The following is a 16023-nucleotide window of genomic DNA, read 5'->3' on the forward strand; positions in this document are numbered from 1 at the left end:
CAAACTGTACCATACATGCCAAGTTTTTGGCAATCCTTGCAACTGTAAAAAAACGCTTTGGCACTGCCCTTCCCCTGCACGGGTGCATGAGCATGTGCCAAAGCGTCCTTTAAAGCCATCCTGATTCGGTTAAACCGGAGAAAACGCGGACAAAACCGCAGGCTGCTTCACGGTTTCGCCAGTAGGCAATTCAACGATAAGAGCTCCAGCGTCCGCATCCTCGCCCGCTTCCCAGCGGAGAGCAAACGGCTTGCGCGAAAAAGCATCGTCCTCATCCAAACTCGCCAGCATCTGCCGCAGTGTATCTGCCGTAACGGGCACTGGCACGCTCGGCCCTTCCTCTTGCGGAAGGGAAAGCAGCTTGGGCGCTTCTTCAAAATACTGAACCGTGTCGAGCAGAAGAGAGACTTGCTGCCAGCTCAACGGTGATACAAACGCTTCAAACGGAGTTGCCATTTTCCATCATTCCTTCTCTTCGCCAAGATCGAACAAACTGACAGGAGCACCTGTCGCCTTTTGCTGCGAGCTTGCGGATTCTCCCTCTCCAGAGCCTTTTGCGGTCGGCTCCTCTTTTGGTTCATCAGTTGGCAAAACGGTTTCAAAGACAACCGCTTTGACGCCGCCTTCCACGACGACGCGGCCAATTCCGCCCTGCTCGTTCACGATCACCTGGCTCGCGTCCACTGACACCCACTCGTTTTGCGCCGTCCAGGCGTACACGGTTTCCTCCAGGTAAATCGCCGTCAGCTGGTGCGGATGGTTTTTGCGCTTGCGAATCAACTGCACGCCTTTGCCAGCGCGTCCTTGCAGCGGCATGGCGGCAATCGCTGTGCGCTTCACTACGCCTTCCTCTGTCAACAGCGTAAACGCTCGGCTGTCTTCCAGCTCAGTCGGCAGCATCGTCACGACTTCATCTCCCGCTGCGAGTGTAATCGCTTTTACGCCGCTGGAAGCGCGACCTGTCGCCCCGACTTCTGCCTGCATAAAGCGGATTCCCATCCCGTCGCGGGTTGCCCCCAAAATCCCGCCAGCTTCCGCCGTTACGAATACATGGACAAATTCGTCATCTTCTGATTTCAGCTTGGCAGCCACGAGTGCGCTCGAACGATTGGTTTCATATTCGGACAGCGCGGTCTTTTTGATCAAGCCGTTTTTGCTGACATGGTACACAAACAACGGCTGCTTGAAGTTCTCGACGATGGTGAATCCGACGATCCGCTGATTTTTTTCCAGCGGGATGACGTTGACCAGCGCAGAGCCGATATCTTTCCACTTGTCGTCCGGGAAAGCATTGACGAGTGTGGCGAAATACTTGCCGTCCTGCGTGAAAAACAGGGCCGTATGGGACGTGTTCGTCTCCACGAAGTAGCGAACCTTATCCCCGTCCTTCACTCCGCACGTCTCCAGGGTTCCCCCGACCGACTTGAAGGAACGCGGGCTTGTCCGCTTGATGTACCCTTCGTTCGTGAGGGTGACGATGCAATCTTCTGCATTGATCTGCATGGCGATATCGATTTTGATTTCCTCGATTTCGCCCTGGATTTCCGTCAGGCGCTCTTCCGCGTACTTTTTCTTGATCTCGTTCAACTCGCCTGTAATAACCTGAATCAGCCTTTTCTCGCTGGCAAGAATCGCTTTCAGCTCCTCGATTTCTTTCGCCAGGGTCGCCAGCTCTTTTTCCAGCTTGACGATATCGAGGCGGGTCAAGGAAGCGAGCTGGATGCTCAGGATCGCGTCTGCCTGCTCATCCGAGAAGCCGTACTTCTCCATGATGTTTTTCTTGGCGTCGGCACGGTCTTCGGAATCCATGATCGTGTCGACGATCTCGCGCAAAATCGACTTGGCGCGAATCAGCCCTTGCACGATATGCTCGCGCTTCGACTTGCGCTCCAAATCGTACTCGCAGCGCTTTGTCACGACTTCCTTCTGGTGATCGACGTACGCCTTGAGCAGTCCTTTGAGTCCCATCTGGTGGATGGTTCCCTCGTGAATCACGTTCATGTTGTAGTTGTAGTAAATTTGCAGGTCGGTATTTTTGTACAAGTAATTCAAAATCGCCTGCTCGTCTGCTTCCTTGCGAATGTCGACGACGATGCGGACTTTGTTCATCTCCGCTTCTTTGCGCCCCGTCTCATCGCGGACAGCCAGCGCGCCCTCGATTTTGCGGTCCATGACCAGCTCGTCAATTTGCCCGACCAGCTTGGACTTGACCACCTCGTAAGGAATTTCCGAGACGACGATTTTCTTCACCTTGCCGCCTTTTGGCTCCTCCACATGCGTCTTGGCGCGGATGATGAATTGGCCGCGGCCTGTTTCAAACGCCTTGCGGATTCCCGACAGACCTTGCACGATGCCTCCCGTCGGAAAATCCGGCCCTTTGACGTGCTTCATCAGCTCGTCGAGCGAGATGTCCGGATTTTTCATCTGGGCAATCGCCGCGTCGATCACTTCCCCCAGATTGTGGGTCGGAATGTCCGTGGCAAAGCCGACAGCAATCCCGGAAGCGCCGTTCACCAAAAGGTTGGGAAAACGCGAAGGCAATACAGCCGGCTGCTGTGCCGAGTTGTCGTAGTTCGGGATGAAGGTGACAGTATCCTTTTCAATATCGCGCAAAAGCTCGTTGGCGAGTGCGGACAAGCGGGACTCCGTGTAACGCATCGCTGCAGGCGGATCGGCGTCCAGACTGCCGAAGTTCCCGTGTCCCTGAATGAGCACCTGACGCATTTTCCACCATTGGGCCATGCGCACCATCGTCTCGTAAATCGCCGAGTCGCCGTGCGGGTGATATGTACCCATCACGTACCCGACTGTTTTCGCCGATTTCCGGTACGGCTTGTCATTCGTATTGCCCTCTTGGTACATCGCGTACAAAATCCGGCGCTGTACGGGCTTCAGACCGTCGCGGGCGTCCGGGATCGCGCGGGAGAGAATGACCAGGTTGGCATAGTCTCCGAACCGCTTCCCCATGATCTCCGCGAAGCTCTGGTTAATGATCTGATTGGACAACATGTTTATTCATCCTCTCCCACTTCAAAGGTAACGTGGTTCTCGATCCACTCGCGACGAGGCGGAACTTTGTCTCCCATCAGCACCGTCACGAGTTTTTCACAGTGAGCGAGGTCTTCAAGCTCGACTTTGATGAGTTTGCGCGTTTCCGGGTCCATTGTCGTTTCCCACAGCTGATCGGCGTTCATCTCACCCAAGCCTTTGTATCGTTGTACTTCTGCACCTCGTCCTACCCGCTTGAGCGCCTGCTCCAGCTCCTGATCGCTCCAACAGTAGATCGCTTCCGTCTGCTTGCCTTTCACCTGTTTTTTCACCTGGTAAAGCGGCGGCTGGGCGATGTACAAGTGGCCTGCTGCGATCATCGGACGCATGTAGCGGAAAAAGAAGGTGAGGAGCAGCGTCTGGATGTGGGAGCCGTCGACGTCCGCGTCTGACATGATGATGACTTTGTCAAAAGCGCAGTTTTCGATGTCAAACTCTTCCCCGATATCCGTCTCCAGTACCTCCAAAATCGTCCGAAATTCCTCGTTTGCCAACACTTCGGACAGCTTGGCCTTTTCCGTGTTCAACGGTTTTCCTCGCAAGGAGAACAGCGCCTGAAACTCGGAATTGCGCGCTTGCTTGGCCGAGCCGCCTGCGGAGTCACCCTCGACGAGGAACAGCTCGTTGCGTTTGGAATCGCGGTATTGCGGAGGAGTGAATTTTTCCGAGATCGATTTGCGTTTTTTCGCCGTCTTGCCTTTCTTGTCTCCGCGCAAAGCTTCGCGCTGTTTGCGCAGCTCCTCGCGAATTTCGGCAGACCGCACTGCCTTGTCGATCAAAAGCTTGCCTATTTCCGGATTTTCCTCGAGGAAGAAGCCCAGCTTTTCTGAGACAATTTGTTCGACGATTGCCCGCGCTTCTTCGTTCCCCAGCTTGTCCTTGGTTTGGGACTCGAACTGGACATCAGCCATTTGCAATGACAGCACTCCGAGGAAACCTTCCCGCAAATCGTTTCCCGTCAGATTGGGATCTTTGTCCTTCAAGTACCCTTTTTTCCGCGCAAATTCGTTGAAAATCCGGGTCGTTCCGTTGCGGAAGCCCGTGACGTGCGTACCGCCGTCTGTCGTGACAATCGAGTTGACGTACGATACGAGCGTCTCTGCATAACCGTCGTTGTATTGAAACGCCAGCTCGACGTAGACGTTGTCTTTTTCTCCCTCGAAATAAACGATGGGGTGCAGCGTGTTTTTGCCCTCATTCAAATAAGAGACGTACGATTTCAAGCCATCCTCGAAGTAAAACTCTTCGCGTTTTTTCTCCGGTCCGCGCTCGTCGATCAAGACCATGCGCAGCTTTTTCAACAGAAAGGCGGTCTCCCGGAAACGGTCGCGAATCGTCTCGTAATCAAAACGCGCGCTGCCAAATACGGCTTCGTCCGGCAAAAAGCGCACAGTCGTTCCCGTTCTTCTCGTCGTACCTGTCACTTCCAGATCGGTAACCGGCTTGCCGACATGCTCGACGCCTTTTTCATCGACCACGTAAGCGAAGCGTTGCTTGTGCACTTTGCCTTCCCGGTGGATTTCCACCTCAAGCCATTTGGACAAGGCGACCACGACGCTGGAGCCTACCCCGTGCAAGCCGCCGCTTTTTTTATATCCGCCGCCGCCGAATTTCCCTCCGGCGTGGAGTGTCGTAAAAATGACTTCGGGAACAGGCCGTCCCGTTTTATGCATCCCGGTCGGAATCCCCCGGCCGTGGTCTTCTACGCTGACACTGCCGTCCTTGTACAAAGTAACGATGATCGTATCATTGACGCCAGCCAACGCCTCGTCCTTGGCATTGTCGACGATTTCCCACAGGAGATGGTGCAAACCTCTGCTTCCGGTAGAGCCTATGTACATCCCAGGACGTTTACGGACGGCGATCAGGCCCTCCAGTACCTGGATATCTTCCTCGGTATAGGTCAGTGTATGTAGTGTGTCTGTTTCCTTCAATCGCGCTCTCCCCTCTACTAATTCGAAAAGCGTCCAAAACTTGCTGGCGTTTTGGTAACCGCGCAGGTCATCGCCTGTTTTTCGCAAAAACTCCTTGCGATCCACCTAGGGAATTTTTCACAGAAAAAAGCGAACACTTAATCGCTATTGTACCGTATGCTTCCCATAGTATTCAACGCCAGTCACAAAATGGGGCAAAAAAACCACCCCGCCCTAGCGAGATGGCCGATCACGCACCGCATTCACTCCAGCATATGACGCTTCTTCATTAGTGTAGCATTTGCAACAAAGCAAGGTCAAAGCGAAGCAACCTCGCTTGCTCTTACTTATTTTCTTGGTTGTTTTGGAAAAACCCTTCTCTTCTGCCGGAAATTATTACCGCTGTGCTTTTTTTCGCATCAAGTGTGGCCTGCGGCGAACTATTTTCCATTCATCGTGAACGCTCCGGCGGGCATCCTAGTAAGGCATCGATTCCTGAGCCGACATAGGGGGGAACAACTTTGATCAGTGCTACCAAGCCGTTTGTGAAGTTTCATCGCTACGATCAGGAGCTGGTTTCAGATATCCAGGCGCTGAATTCGTCCGGCTATCATAAGGATGACATCTGGGTGCTGAAATGGAATCCCGATAAAAACCACTCGAACCAGCGCAACAATTTTTATAAATACAGCACCCACTTCGAGAGTGCCGTAGGAGACATCGACAGCAAAGCCCACTTTTTTGACAATGGCGGCGAGGAACTGCGCACCCGTCTGGAAAAGCTCGGGCTGACCAAAGACGAATGCTCCGCGCTGGTCAGAGAACTGCAAGAAACGGATTACACCTGCCTGTTGGTCGTGCGCGATCTCAAAGACAATATTATTCAAATGAAAAACTGAGACGTCAAAAAGCCACTGCCTGGTCATTGACACCAGCAGTGGCTTCTTCATGCGTACGAGTGCCGCTTGCTTCCTGGGGGCAACCCGATTATTCGCCTTTGTCGATCAGTTCAATGCCTTCCAGAACCTCGTTCAGCTTCGCGTAAACAACGCCTTCCTCGTCTTCTTCCAGCGGAACCATTTCGCCGCCGTCAACTTGGAATACGAAGATGTCTACTTCTTCATCGAGGTCTTCTTCTGCCTCTTCATCTTCGATTGCTTCCGTCAAGGCAATATATTCTTTACCGTTCAGGTCAAACATCGCGATTACTTCAAAATCACCCAACGGTTCACCGTTTTCATCGTCCAGCGTAATGATATCGCCCAATTCGAGGTCTTTGTTATCTTCTGTCAATGCGTTCACGTCCTTATGCTGATATTGGTTCTCTACACCATCATACCGTTTTTTTCCGGCAGAAGCAAACGGGCAAATGGCGCTATCCGATCGGCAATCTGATTTCAAAGGTCGTGCCTGTCCCTTCACCGCTACGCACGCTGATCGTCCCGCCGTGATTGGCGATAATTTTGTAGCTGACCATCAAGCCGAGGCCCGTCCCGTTCGGCTTCGTCGTGAAAAATGGCTCGCCGAGCTTCGCCAGCTGTTCCTGGGAAATCCCGCAGCCCTGATCGGAAAAGGCGATGACCATCGTCTCCCCTTCCACAGCCGCCGTCACCTTCACTTCCCCGCCGTTCGGCATCGCTTCCACCGCATTTTTCAGCAGATTGAGAAAAACTTGCTTCAGCTGGTTTTCCTCGCAGACAATCGACGGCAGGTTTTCGGCGTAGCTTGTGATGATTTGGACATTGTGCATAATCGCATGTGTGTCCGCGATCATGACGATCTGCTCCAGAAGCGGGCGCATTTCCCGCTTGCGCTGGAGGATAACCTGCGGCTTGGCCAGCACGAGAAATTCGCTGATAATAAACTCGATCCGATCCAGTTCGGACAGCATGATGCCAAAATATTCGTCCTTGCCCTCCGGGTACGCTCGCAGCAGTTGGACAAACCCTTTCAAAGACGTCAGAGGATTGCGAATTTCGTGAGCAACGCCTGCCGCCATCTGGCCGATCACCGACAACAATTCCGATTTGCGCACAAGCTCCTCCGCTTGCTTGCGCTGGGTTATATCCTGCAAAATGCCGATGACCGCCGGTTTGCCTCTGTACATGCTCGTTTTTTGCAAAACTTCGACATCGATCCTGCTGCCGTTTTTACACAGCCCGCGAAACTGATAGTGGATATTGGAACGATCGCCGTTCAATCTTCGCTCCTGATGTCCGTGAATGATCCCGCGCTCTTCCTCGATGACCAGATCAGAGGCGGTCATTCTCACAAGCTCTTCCTGGCTGTATCCAAAAATGTCCCCCAACCGCGGATTGACGTAAACAAACCCTGGCTCCTCGACATATGCGATGTAAACGCCGATCAAAGTGTCCTCGACCAGACTGCGGTACAGCTCCTCTGCCTCTTGCATCTGCTGTTTCATCAGCTTGTATTCAGTAATATCCGTAGCTGAACCGATGATTTCCGTAACGACGCCGTCATGGCTGATCGGGGTTAATACCGAGGCAAAATACCGTTCGCCCAGAACGAGTTCATACTCTACAGTCTGCCCGGCAACGGCTACCTGGTAGTAAGGCAGGATATACTCTACATCGGTTTTGCGAAAAATATCCTCCATGCGCATGCCTTTCAATGCATCCGTGTGAATCCCGTACTCATGCGCAAGCTTCCCTTCCGACAGCTCCAAGATAAACTCGTCCTGTTCATTCCGAATGAATTTGAAAATATGGTTATGTACGTTTTGGATAATATGGAGCCATTCATTTTTAGGTGAAGCAGCTCCAGCTTCGACGCCTTGTGCACGCAACGAGCATTCACCTCTTCGGTCGTAAGGATATGGACAAATTCACCACAGAAGTCGCATTTCCTCTTTTTTCCGTCTAACCATCCATAAGCATTCGCGTATACGCCATGAAGCACTGAGCACATCTGCCATTTCCATGCATGCGTCTTTTGACAAAAAAACAACCTACCGAAAAGGGCAGGTTGTCCGTTTTTACTCGCTATACTCTTGCAGCACGCCTTTTTCCAGCAGAAACGCTTCTTCTGCTTGCAAAATCGTGATGATCGCTTCCCGCTGCACGTACATGCCGGCAGATGCTAGACGACTTTCAATCGATCTGAGCATTTCTTCAAAATCGATGATTTGCACTTCTTCCTGTTTGCTCACAAAACATACCTCCTTTTCCAACACATCCATCTCATTTTACACGACCAGACGCTTTCTTCCAACTCCACCATCTGCGGCGGATCGGTTTCAGCAAATAAGCGCTCCAAACTACGAGGAGCAAGCCTAGCACCACATACGTGCAGGAGAAAAACAGCCACGGTGAAAACGCCAGCTGCTCGGAATGATCCAACGACTCTCCCAAAATGCCGAACAGGACAATCACCGGGTTCATCCCCGCCAGCACTTGCAGCTCGGGCAAATTCCAAACTCCTTGGTCCGGGTACATGTCCGGATAGCTTTGCTGTAGCCATTCCCCGATGAAAAAGAACAACAGCCCGGTTCCGACGACGAAAAAGAACGCGATTCCGTACGCTGTAATGGTGCTGATCGAGGTGCGCTTGATCCAGGTAGAGCAAAACAGTCCAAGCGAGCCCAAAAAGAAAATATTGACCGCCAAAAACAGGATCAGCTGGGCCAGTTGTTCCGGCGACACGCTGCCGTACAGCATGACGATACTGTATAGCGGCATCGACGCGACGATCAGCAGTGTCGAAAACGCAAGCGATGTGATCAGCTTGCTCCAGACGATCGTAGTCGGCGACAACTGTGTCGTCAGCAAAATGTGCAGCGTCTGCCGTTCACGCTCCCCGCTGATGGCGCCTGCGGTCAATGCCGGAGCCACAAAGCAGACCATCGCATAATGAATCGCTGCGGAAATAAGAAACAGATTGCGGTTCTCGCCCAACGCCTCGGCCTTCAGCGTATCCGTCAGCAAAAAACCGAGCGGAATGCCGCCCATGATCAGCAAATAAATGGCAAGGATGCACACCGTTTTGCGCGAGCGAAATCGCTCTCTCATCTCTTTGACGAGAATCGGATTGAAAAGGAAGCCGTTCATTCCATACCGACTCCTTCCGTAATCGCCAAGAAAACATCTTCCAAATTTTTCTTCGCGTCCCCGTAGTAGACGACAGCCACTTGCTCATCCATCAGCTCTTGCAGCAACTCTGCTTTTTCTTGCTCGGTTCCTTGAAAATAAAAGCGGAAACCGCCCATGTATTCCTCTAGATGGTTGACGAGCGGCGAGCTTTCGAGCAGCAGCGCTGCCTTGTCCAGCTTGCGCAACGCCCGCAGCTGCATGACGCTGCCACCTGTCTCGCGATTGCTCACTTCGTGGACGGAGCCGCAGGCGATTAGCTTGCCGTGTTCGATCACTCCGATATCATCGCACAGCTCAGCCAGCTCCGGCAGGATGTGCGAGCTGATCAAAATCGTCTTGCCCATCTCCCGCAGCTGCTTGATGATTTCCCGCAGCTCGATGCGTGCGCGCGGGTCCAGACCGGAAGCAGGCTCATCCAGAATCAGGACAGCCGGATCGTGCACGAGACACCTCGCCAGACCGAGCCTTTGCTGCATTCCGCGCGACAAAGAATCGACAAAAGCATCCGCTTTCGGCGACAGGTTGACCAGCTCCAGCAAATCGGCGACCAGGGATCGCCTGTTTCGGGCAGGGATTTTAAAAGCGCCTGCGTAAAACTCCAAATACTCGACTGCCGTCAAATTGTCGTACACGCCAAAGAAATCGGGCATGTATCCTATCGACTGGCGGACGCTGGCCGGATCTTTGCGGACGTTGTAGCCGCACACATACGCCTCCCCTTCGCTCTGTTCAAGCAAAGTAGACAAAATCATCATCGTTGTCGATTTGCCAGCGCCATTCGGACCGATGAATCCGAATACTTTTCCCGGTTCGATGGCCAAATTCAAGTCTGACAAGGCTTGCAGGGTTCCGTAGCGCTTCCCAAGATGCACGGTTTCAATTACCATTTTCTCACCCCTTCAACCTGGAAGAATGGCACAGGCAGCGACAAGCGCGACGGTCCGTCATTGGAAAAGCGCAGCAGCAGCGTATGATTCACGGTCAACGCATCCTGAAGCTCCCGATCCAGCACGAGCTTTGTTCCCCGGTCAACCAGGCGCCATTTCCCGCTTTTCTGCTGGAAATACTCCACCCGGAACGGACGGTAGGAACTGTGATCAAGCGGAACAAGCAAACGCTTCAGGTCCAAATTCGTCATGTCGGTGCGCAGTTCAAAAGTGATGCTGCCTTTTCCAAGCTGCCACAAATAGCCATTGATTGAATCGTAGTCTCCCGTCGTTTCCAGCAGATCGACGTTCAAAAGCCCGTAAGGCATTACCACATTCCCGTTTTCTTGCGGCTTTAGCTGTACCGTCTGGTTGACGACATTCCAGTAGTACGACTGATGCGGCTCCTGCATTTTCATCAGCGGAATCGGGTCTGTCGTGATCCCGATCAAGCGAACCTGACCGCCCTGTCCATACCCGATGACGTTCTCTTGCATCTCTTTTCGTCTCTTTTCAGGCGAATCCGCTTCTTCCTGAAGTTGATCGCGCGGCATAAACAAGGCTTCCACCGCTCCGTCAATCTGTTTTTCTTCGCCTTTTTTCAATGCTCCGATCGGAATCCGCTGCAAGCCGACTTCGATGTACGCCTGCTCGTAGGAGTAAAGCGTATTGTTCTTCACTTGCCCGACAATCCGGTTCTCCTCCACATGCACGTTCACGTCAAAAGCTCCGATCTCTCGCAGCACCCCAAACCCGGTCGCCTGTTTAGGAGTCAGGTAAGGAAGGTTGCGGTAAGACAACAGGCGCGAGCCATCTGTCAGCCCTTCCGGCTCGTAATCCCTGCGGCCCTGAGTCAAAGGCACAGCCACGATGGAAGGCTCCACAATCACATCGTAGCCATCCTTGTCGACGGACAAAAAGGTTGCGGCTGTTCGGGCCCTGGCCAAATGTTCGTCCAAAATGTTGATTTCCGAAACCGTATAGCTGGCGTTCGTTTTCACCACCAGCGGTTTTCCAAACGCGAAAATACCGATAGTCAACAAGACGGCAACCCCTGGGATGATTCCCCACGCCCACTCCCGTCTGCCGATTCTTTTCAGCACGATGTAAGCCAGGGGGGCAACCAGCAGCACGTATCCGCCCCACAGGACGACCATCCAAACAGGCGTTGGAGTCTGTACATCGGGGATTTTCTTGCTCAACTCCAAAAAAGGCCGCGACATTTGATCCAGGTAGCGCTTGTTTTCCAAAATGGTCGTCGCGCCCTGCTGCACCATAACATTTTGCCAGAGCGGCAAGTTGTGCTGCCAGGAAGCAAGCGGCTCCAAAGTCACATCGTAGTTGACGAACAACAGCAGTCCTTTTCCGCTGGGCTTGGCAACAAACAGCGGAAAATCTTTGTTGTAAACAGGGATATTCCCGGGTGGAGCAGGCTTGTCGTCCATGTATACCCGCAGCGCATCCGCTATGTTCACGCTTCCCTTGTTCCCCGGCGGGATCGGCAAAATGTCTGCAAACCTTTGCACCAGCCCATCCTGCTCGGGACCTGCGGACAAGATGACGACACCGCCGAGCTTGATCCATTCCTTGATCGCGTTCAACTGTGTATCGTTAATCGGCGTCTCCTGCTTCCCGCCGATCGCCAGCACATCAAGGCTCTCCAACATCCACGACTGATCAGGCAGCATGTCGGGAGATACCGTTTGGACGGAGATCGACCGATTTTGTTTCGTCTGGGAAGCATTTACCGCCAGAAAATGAAACGCGTTGCCTCCCTCGTTCACGACGCCGATCGTCTGGCCGTCCTTTGGGTAGGGGAGGCGCAATTTCTCTGATTTGATCACCTGTCCATTTTGTGTCACCTGGATGTACCAGTCATCGAGCAACAGTTGCACAGGCAAATCAAAAAACAGAGTAGTGCTTTTGCCTTTTTCCAACTTCACAGGCTGGCGCAAGTTCGTTTGACGCTGATTTTTTGCCAAAGGGTTTCTCGACAGTTCCACGAAGCCCGCAACATCTTTTTCCTGACTGGAAATCGTCACGCCGACCCGCGCCCATGATTCATACTTGATCAAGCCGCTCATCGGCATGTTTATTTCTATATCCACGTTGTTCTCTGCCGACGCTGGCTGTCCCAAAAAACAGACCCATGCCACGACAAAGGCCAACATCCAGCTCCTTCTCATGCTTGTTCCTCCGCTCGTTATCGTGACGCTAGTGAGACAACCAGCTCAACAGGCTGACTTTCCCGCGAAATGAGCAAGAGTTGCTTGCCTTTCGCTGCCCAATTGCCGCGAACAAATTCAGCAGCAGACTGGTTGCGCAAATGCAGCTCTCTGTTCACGAAAGACTCGTCTCCCAGTTCGGCCTCCATCAACTGGCCATCCGCTTTGGTATAAGTAAGCTCGTGCTCTGAACGCCAGGAAGCCCACTGCCCCTGCCCCAGTATCGTGATCAGCCCCGTCCTCATTTCCATGACAGCGATCTCTCCATCTTTGTGCAGTGACAGGAAACGGCCATCAGGCGACCATTCCGGCTGAGATCCTTCGGCGAGCTTCCATTCCTGAAACGAGATGGTGCTGCTGACCCAAATTTCATCCATGCCGTTTTTCGAGCGCGTATACGCAAGGGAGTCGTCGTGCTGCGACCAACTCGGAGAGCTGAAAGCTACCCCTTCCTCTTCCTTGAGCAGACGGCTGCTGCCCACATTGTATGTCGTTGGCAAATCGACGAGCCAAATCCGGGACGTCTGCTCGACTTGCTCGACAACGGCGATCTGCTTGCCCAAATTGGACCACGCCACTGCCACATACTTGCCTTTCGTTGGCGGCAATTTGAAAGTGACAGGCTTAGTTTCGCTGTCAATCGGGATGGTCCGCAACTCGGACGACTGGACAATGTAAGCGATTTGCGTGGCAGATTTATCAATATCCACCTGCTCTACAGTCGCCTCGGCTGGAAGTGTGAGCACCTCTTGTTTGTTTATCGTCACCGAGCTGTCGCCCCACCATAACAAATAAGCGCCGATGAGCACTACGGCTGCCAGGACAGTACCACCGGACCAGACCCACTTTCGCTTCATCCACGGTCGCTCCGGTTGTGGCTGAACCTTTTTCGCTTCCAACTCTTTCATTCGTTCCAGCAACTGCTTTTTCAAATCAGCCTTCAACTGATAATTGACGGGAACAGAACGGCGCATGCGTTTTAAATGGGTCAGGAGTTGAGCTACAGTCTGATCATCGGTATGACCTTGGGGGTATTTCTCCTCTTCTCTCACTCGGAGTCCCCCCTTTCGTACATCTTCTGAAGTTTTTGCAAGCCCCGATAGGAGATCATTTTGATGCTTGATTCTGTCTTACCCAGCACCTCAGCAACCTGGCTGATTTTCAAATCGGCAAAATAACGCAGCATGAGAACGTCCTTCTGATCCTGCGACAACAAGTCGAGCCGGTCGCGAAGCAGGCGAATTTCCTCGTTGGTCAACGCCTGCCGCTCCGGCTGCCAGGTATCATCCGGCTCAGCTCCCAAAAAATCTTCCTGATCGACGGGAAGCTCTCTGTTTTTTCGCATGAAATCCACGTATGTATTGTGCGCAATGCGAAAAATCCAAGAGGCAAACGGACTTGTTCTGCTATATTGTTCAAATTTTTCCAGCGCTTTCAAAAAGACCACGGTGGTCAAATCGTCGGCATCCCACGTACTCTGGACACGGCATCGCAAATAACGATTCACGCGATCAAAATACTCGTCGTACAGTTCTGTAAATGGACGAGATTCGTAATAGTCTCCAGATGCTTGGTCCGATGATTGCGCGGGACGCTGTATCGCCATTCCCATTGCGGTTTTCCTCGGTTTCTCCCATTTTGTTGCATCGAGTCAAGATACATAACCCTCGTTCATCCTGACTCCATCCTACCTAATTTATACGATAAGCCCGCCAAGAAGTTACAAGGTTCCCTGCTTTTTTCAATTAATTCCTTAAAGCACGGGAAAGCTCGCTGACAATGTCGTCGACCGCTTCGATCCCTACAGACATGCGCACCAGTCCCATCGTAATTCCGGTCGCCAGTCTCTGCTCCTCGGTAAACGCCCGGTGCGAAGTCGTAACCGGATGGGACACACTCGTCTCTACTCCAGCCAAAGATGGCGCGAATTGAATCCAATCCAGTGCGCGGTAAAAGTCGTAAATCTTGCTCTCTTCCTTGAGCGTGAAGGAAACCATCGCCCCTTGCTTTTGCCTTGTGAAAAAGGAAGTCGCTTCGTCGCTCGGATAGTAGACGCGGCTAACAGCAGGATGGCTTTGCAAGAAACGGGCCACTTCCTTTGCATTGTCGCACTGCCGTTCCATTCGCACTGCCAATGTTTTCAGACCGCGCGCCGTCAACCAAGCTTCGAACGGACTGAGGGACGCACCGTAATTGACGACGATTTCGGCTGCGCGTTTCACCAGGGCACGGTTCCCGACCAGAACACCGCACGTAACGTCACTGTGTCCACCGATGTACTTGGTTCCGCTGTGAACAACGAGATCGGCGCCAAACGCGATTGGCTGCACCAAATAAGGCGTGGCAAACGTGTTGTCGACCATGACAGTCAGACCGAGTTCTTTCGCCTGACGAATCCACTGCGGCAAGTCGACAACCGTGAGCAACGGATTCGTAATCGTCTCCAGGAAAAACAGCTTCGTCGCCGGGCGGACATGATCGCTCAGCCTGGTGCCCTGATCCAGTACAATGCACTCCAGCTCGATGCCGAACCGCGACAATTCCTTATGCAAAAGAGCGTAAGTGCCCCCGTATATTTCATGCGATGCGAGTACGTGATCGCCAGGGGAAAGAATCGAAAGCAGGCCAGCCATGATCGCTCCCATGCCGGAAGCCGCACTGACTCCAGCCTCTGCCTGTTCGAGCCGGGCGATGGCATCAGCCAGTTCTACCTGATTGGGATTGCCGTTTCGCGTATACAAATATTCGCCTTCACCAGCGTAATATTTTTCTACTTCCTCCAAGCCGTCGAAGGCAAAAACAGATGTCTGATAGATCGGCGTAGACTTGCTTGTTACCTGTTTCAAAGGTGAATGCCCAATATGTACCGTAGCTGTTTCGAACCGTTCTCCCACATCAATCACCCTTTTCCTCCCATCATACCACGCCACAAGCGGGACAGACTACCCGATTGGCATTTGCCTGTCCATTTATGCTATAATTCGAAACCGAACCACCCTAATGGCAAGAAACAAAGGAAGGTGCACAAGATGAAAAAGTTTTTCATGACCCTGTTCACATGTCTGATGGCAATCGCCTTGGTCGCGGGTTGTTCCAGTGCGAAAAACGAAACCGCTCCGACACAACCGACTGCGCCAACTGAAAAACCTGGCTCCAATGAGCCTTCCCAACCTGTTGCTCCTACCGGGGAAAAGAAGTACGAGAAAGCCCCTGACATGCAGATCGACAAAAACAAGTCCTACCAAGCGAAAATCTCTACGACGATGGGCGACATCACGATTGATTTGTTCGCCAAAGACGCGCCTGTCACTGTCAACAACTTCGTCTTTTTGGCCAAAGACAAGTTTTATGACGGCGTTATTTTCCACCGCGTGATCCAAAATTTCATGATTCAGACCGGCGATCCGCTGGGAATCGGAGTTGGCGGCCCGGGCTACACGTTCCAGGATGAGTTGAAAAACGGCCACAAGTACGAGCCTGGCGTTGTTGCGATGGCAAACGCCGGAGCAAACACAAACGGCAGCCAATTTTTCATCGGGTCGGGAAAAGATGTAGAAGGTTTGGAAAACGCGCCAAATTACACGATTTTCGGAAAAGTCGTGGGTGGCATGGACGTCGTGCAAAAAATCGCAGCCACAAAAGTGAAACCGAACCCGCAAACAAATGAACCCAGCTCTCCAGAGCAAACGATCAAAATCAATACAATTACGATTACGGAAAAATAAGCCTTTGTGACTAGCTCACACCAAACACCACTGTCTATGCGCAGTGGTGTTTTTCCTTGCAAAAACAAGATTTT

General features: G+C 52.5%; 14 protein-coding genes. 2 read left to right on the top strand and 12 right to left on the bottom strand.

Annotation, left to right across the window (positions count from 1 at the left end):
• Positions 1 to 129: 129 nt before the first annotated feature.
• Genes HP435_RS15900 through HP435_RS15910 form a run of 3 tightly spaced genes read right to left on the bottom strand, consistent with a single transcriptional unit; the run spans position 130 to position 4982 of the window.
• Positions 130 to 456, bottom strand: a complete 327-nt coding sequence (locus HP435_RS15900; protein WP_173599492.1) for a hypothetical protein — start codon at positions 454 to 456, stop codon at positions 130 to 132.
• 6 nt (positions 457 to 462) lie between these two features.
• Positions 463 to 3009 carry a DNA topoisomerase IV subunit A gene (parC, locus tag HP435_RS15905; RefSeq protein WP_173599491.1) on the bottom strand — a complete coding sequence of 849 codons (2547 nt, stop codon included), beginning with the start codon at positions 3007 to 3009 and terminating at the stop codon, positions 463 to 465.
• A gap of 2 nt (positions 3010 to 3011) precedes the next feature.
• Positions 3012 to 4982, bottom strand: a complete 1971-nt coding sequence (locus tag HP435_RS15910; protein WP_122965493.1) for a DNA gyrase/topoisomerase IV subunit B — start codon at positions 4980 to 4982, stop codon at positions 3012 to 3014.
• Between the two features lie 500 nt (positions 4983 to 5482).
• Here HP435_RS15910 and HP435_RS15915 point away from each other — a divergent pair, with 500 nt between their 5' ends.
• Positions 5483 to 5860 (top strand): YflT domain-containing protein, encoded by a 378-nt coding sequence (locus tag HP435_RS15915; RefSeq protein ID WP_122965394.1) that lies wholly within the window; start codon positions 5483 to 5485, stop codon positions 5858 to 5860.
• 88 nt (positions 5861 to 5948) lie between these two features.
• Here HP435_RS15915 and HP435_RS15920 read toward each other — a convergent pair whose 3' ends face one another.
• From HP435_RS15920 to HP435_RS15960, 9 genes are all read right to left on the bottom strand, one after another.
• Entirely contained in the window at positions 5949 to 6254 is a 306-nt protein-coding gene (locus tag HP435_RS15920) for a DUF1292 domain-containing protein (protein WP_063228520.1), read from the bottom strand.
• A gap of 82 nt (positions 6255 to 6336) precedes the next feature.
• Positions 6337 to 7770 carry an ATP-binding protein gene (locus HP435_RS15925; protein ID WP_122965393.1) on the bottom strand — a complete coding sequence of 478 codons (1434 nt, stop codon included), beginning with the start codon at positions 7768 to 7770 and terminating at the stop codon, positions 6337 to 6339.
• A gap of 189 nt (positions 7771 to 7959) precedes the next feature.
• Positions 7960 to 8163 (bottom strand): hypothetical protein, encoded by a 204-nt coding sequence (locus HP435_RS15930; RefSeq protein ID WP_122965392.1) that lies wholly within the window; start codon positions 8161 to 8163, stop codon positions 7960 to 7962.
• 1 nt (position 8164) lies between these two features.
• Positions 8165 to 9031, bottom strand: coding sequence for an ABC transporter permease (locus tag HP435_RS15935; RefSeq protein ID WP_122965391.1), 867 nt, complete (start codon positions 9029 to 9031; stop codon positions 8165 to 8167).
• A complete protein-coding gene (locus HP435_RS15940; RefSeq protein WP_173599490.1) occupies positions 9028 to 9960 on the bottom strand; it encodes an ABC transporter ATP-binding protein in 933 nt (310 codons plus the stop codon). Before HP435_RS15940 ends, HP435_RS15935 begins: the two co-directional genes overlap by 4 nt.
• Entirely contained in the window at positions 9954 to 12185 is a 2232-nt protein-coding gene (locus HP435_RS15945) for a hypothetical protein (RefSeq protein ID WP_122965389.1), read from the bottom strand. Before HP435_RS15945 ends, HP435_RS15940 begins: the two co-directional genes overlap by 7 nt.
• Positions 12186 to 12202: 17 nt before the next feature.
• On the bottom strand, positions 12203 to 13276 hold the full coding sequence (locus HP435_RS15950; protein WP_173596560.1) for a TolB family protein: 1074 nt from the start codon (positions 13274 to 13276) through the stop codon (positions 12203 to 12205).
• Positions 13273 to 13836: an RNA polymerase sigma factor gene (locus HP435_RS15955; RefSeq protein WP_063228514.1), complete on the bottom strand. Its 564-nt coding sequence runs from the start codon at positions 13834 to 13836 to the stop codon at positions 13273 to 13275. Before HP435_RS15955 ends, HP435_RS15950 begins: the two co-directional genes overlap by 4 nt.
• Before the next feature lie 133 nt (positions 13837 to 13969).
• A complete protein-coding gene (locus HP435_RS15960; protein WP_122965387.1) occupies positions 13970 to 15127 on the bottom strand; it encodes a trans-sulfuration enzyme family protein in 1158 nt (385 codons plus the stop codon).
• A gap of 126 nt (positions 15128 to 15253) precedes the next feature.
• Here HP435_RS15960 and HP435_RS15965 point away from each other — a divergent pair, with 126 nt between their 5' ends.
• On the top strand, positions 15254 to 15949 hold the full coding sequence (locus HP435_RS15965; protein ID WP_122965386.1) for a peptidylprolyl isomerase: 696 nt from the start codon (positions 15254 to 15256) through the stop codon (positions 15947 to 15949).
• Positions 15950 to 16023 lie beyond the last annotated feature (74 nt).

The organism is Brevibacillus sp. HD3.3A (genome assembly GCF_013284375.2).
In the GTDB taxonomy this organism is placed as follows: Bacteria; Bacillota; Bacilli; order Brevibacillales; family Brevibacillaceae; genus Brevibacillus; species Brevibacillus parabrevis.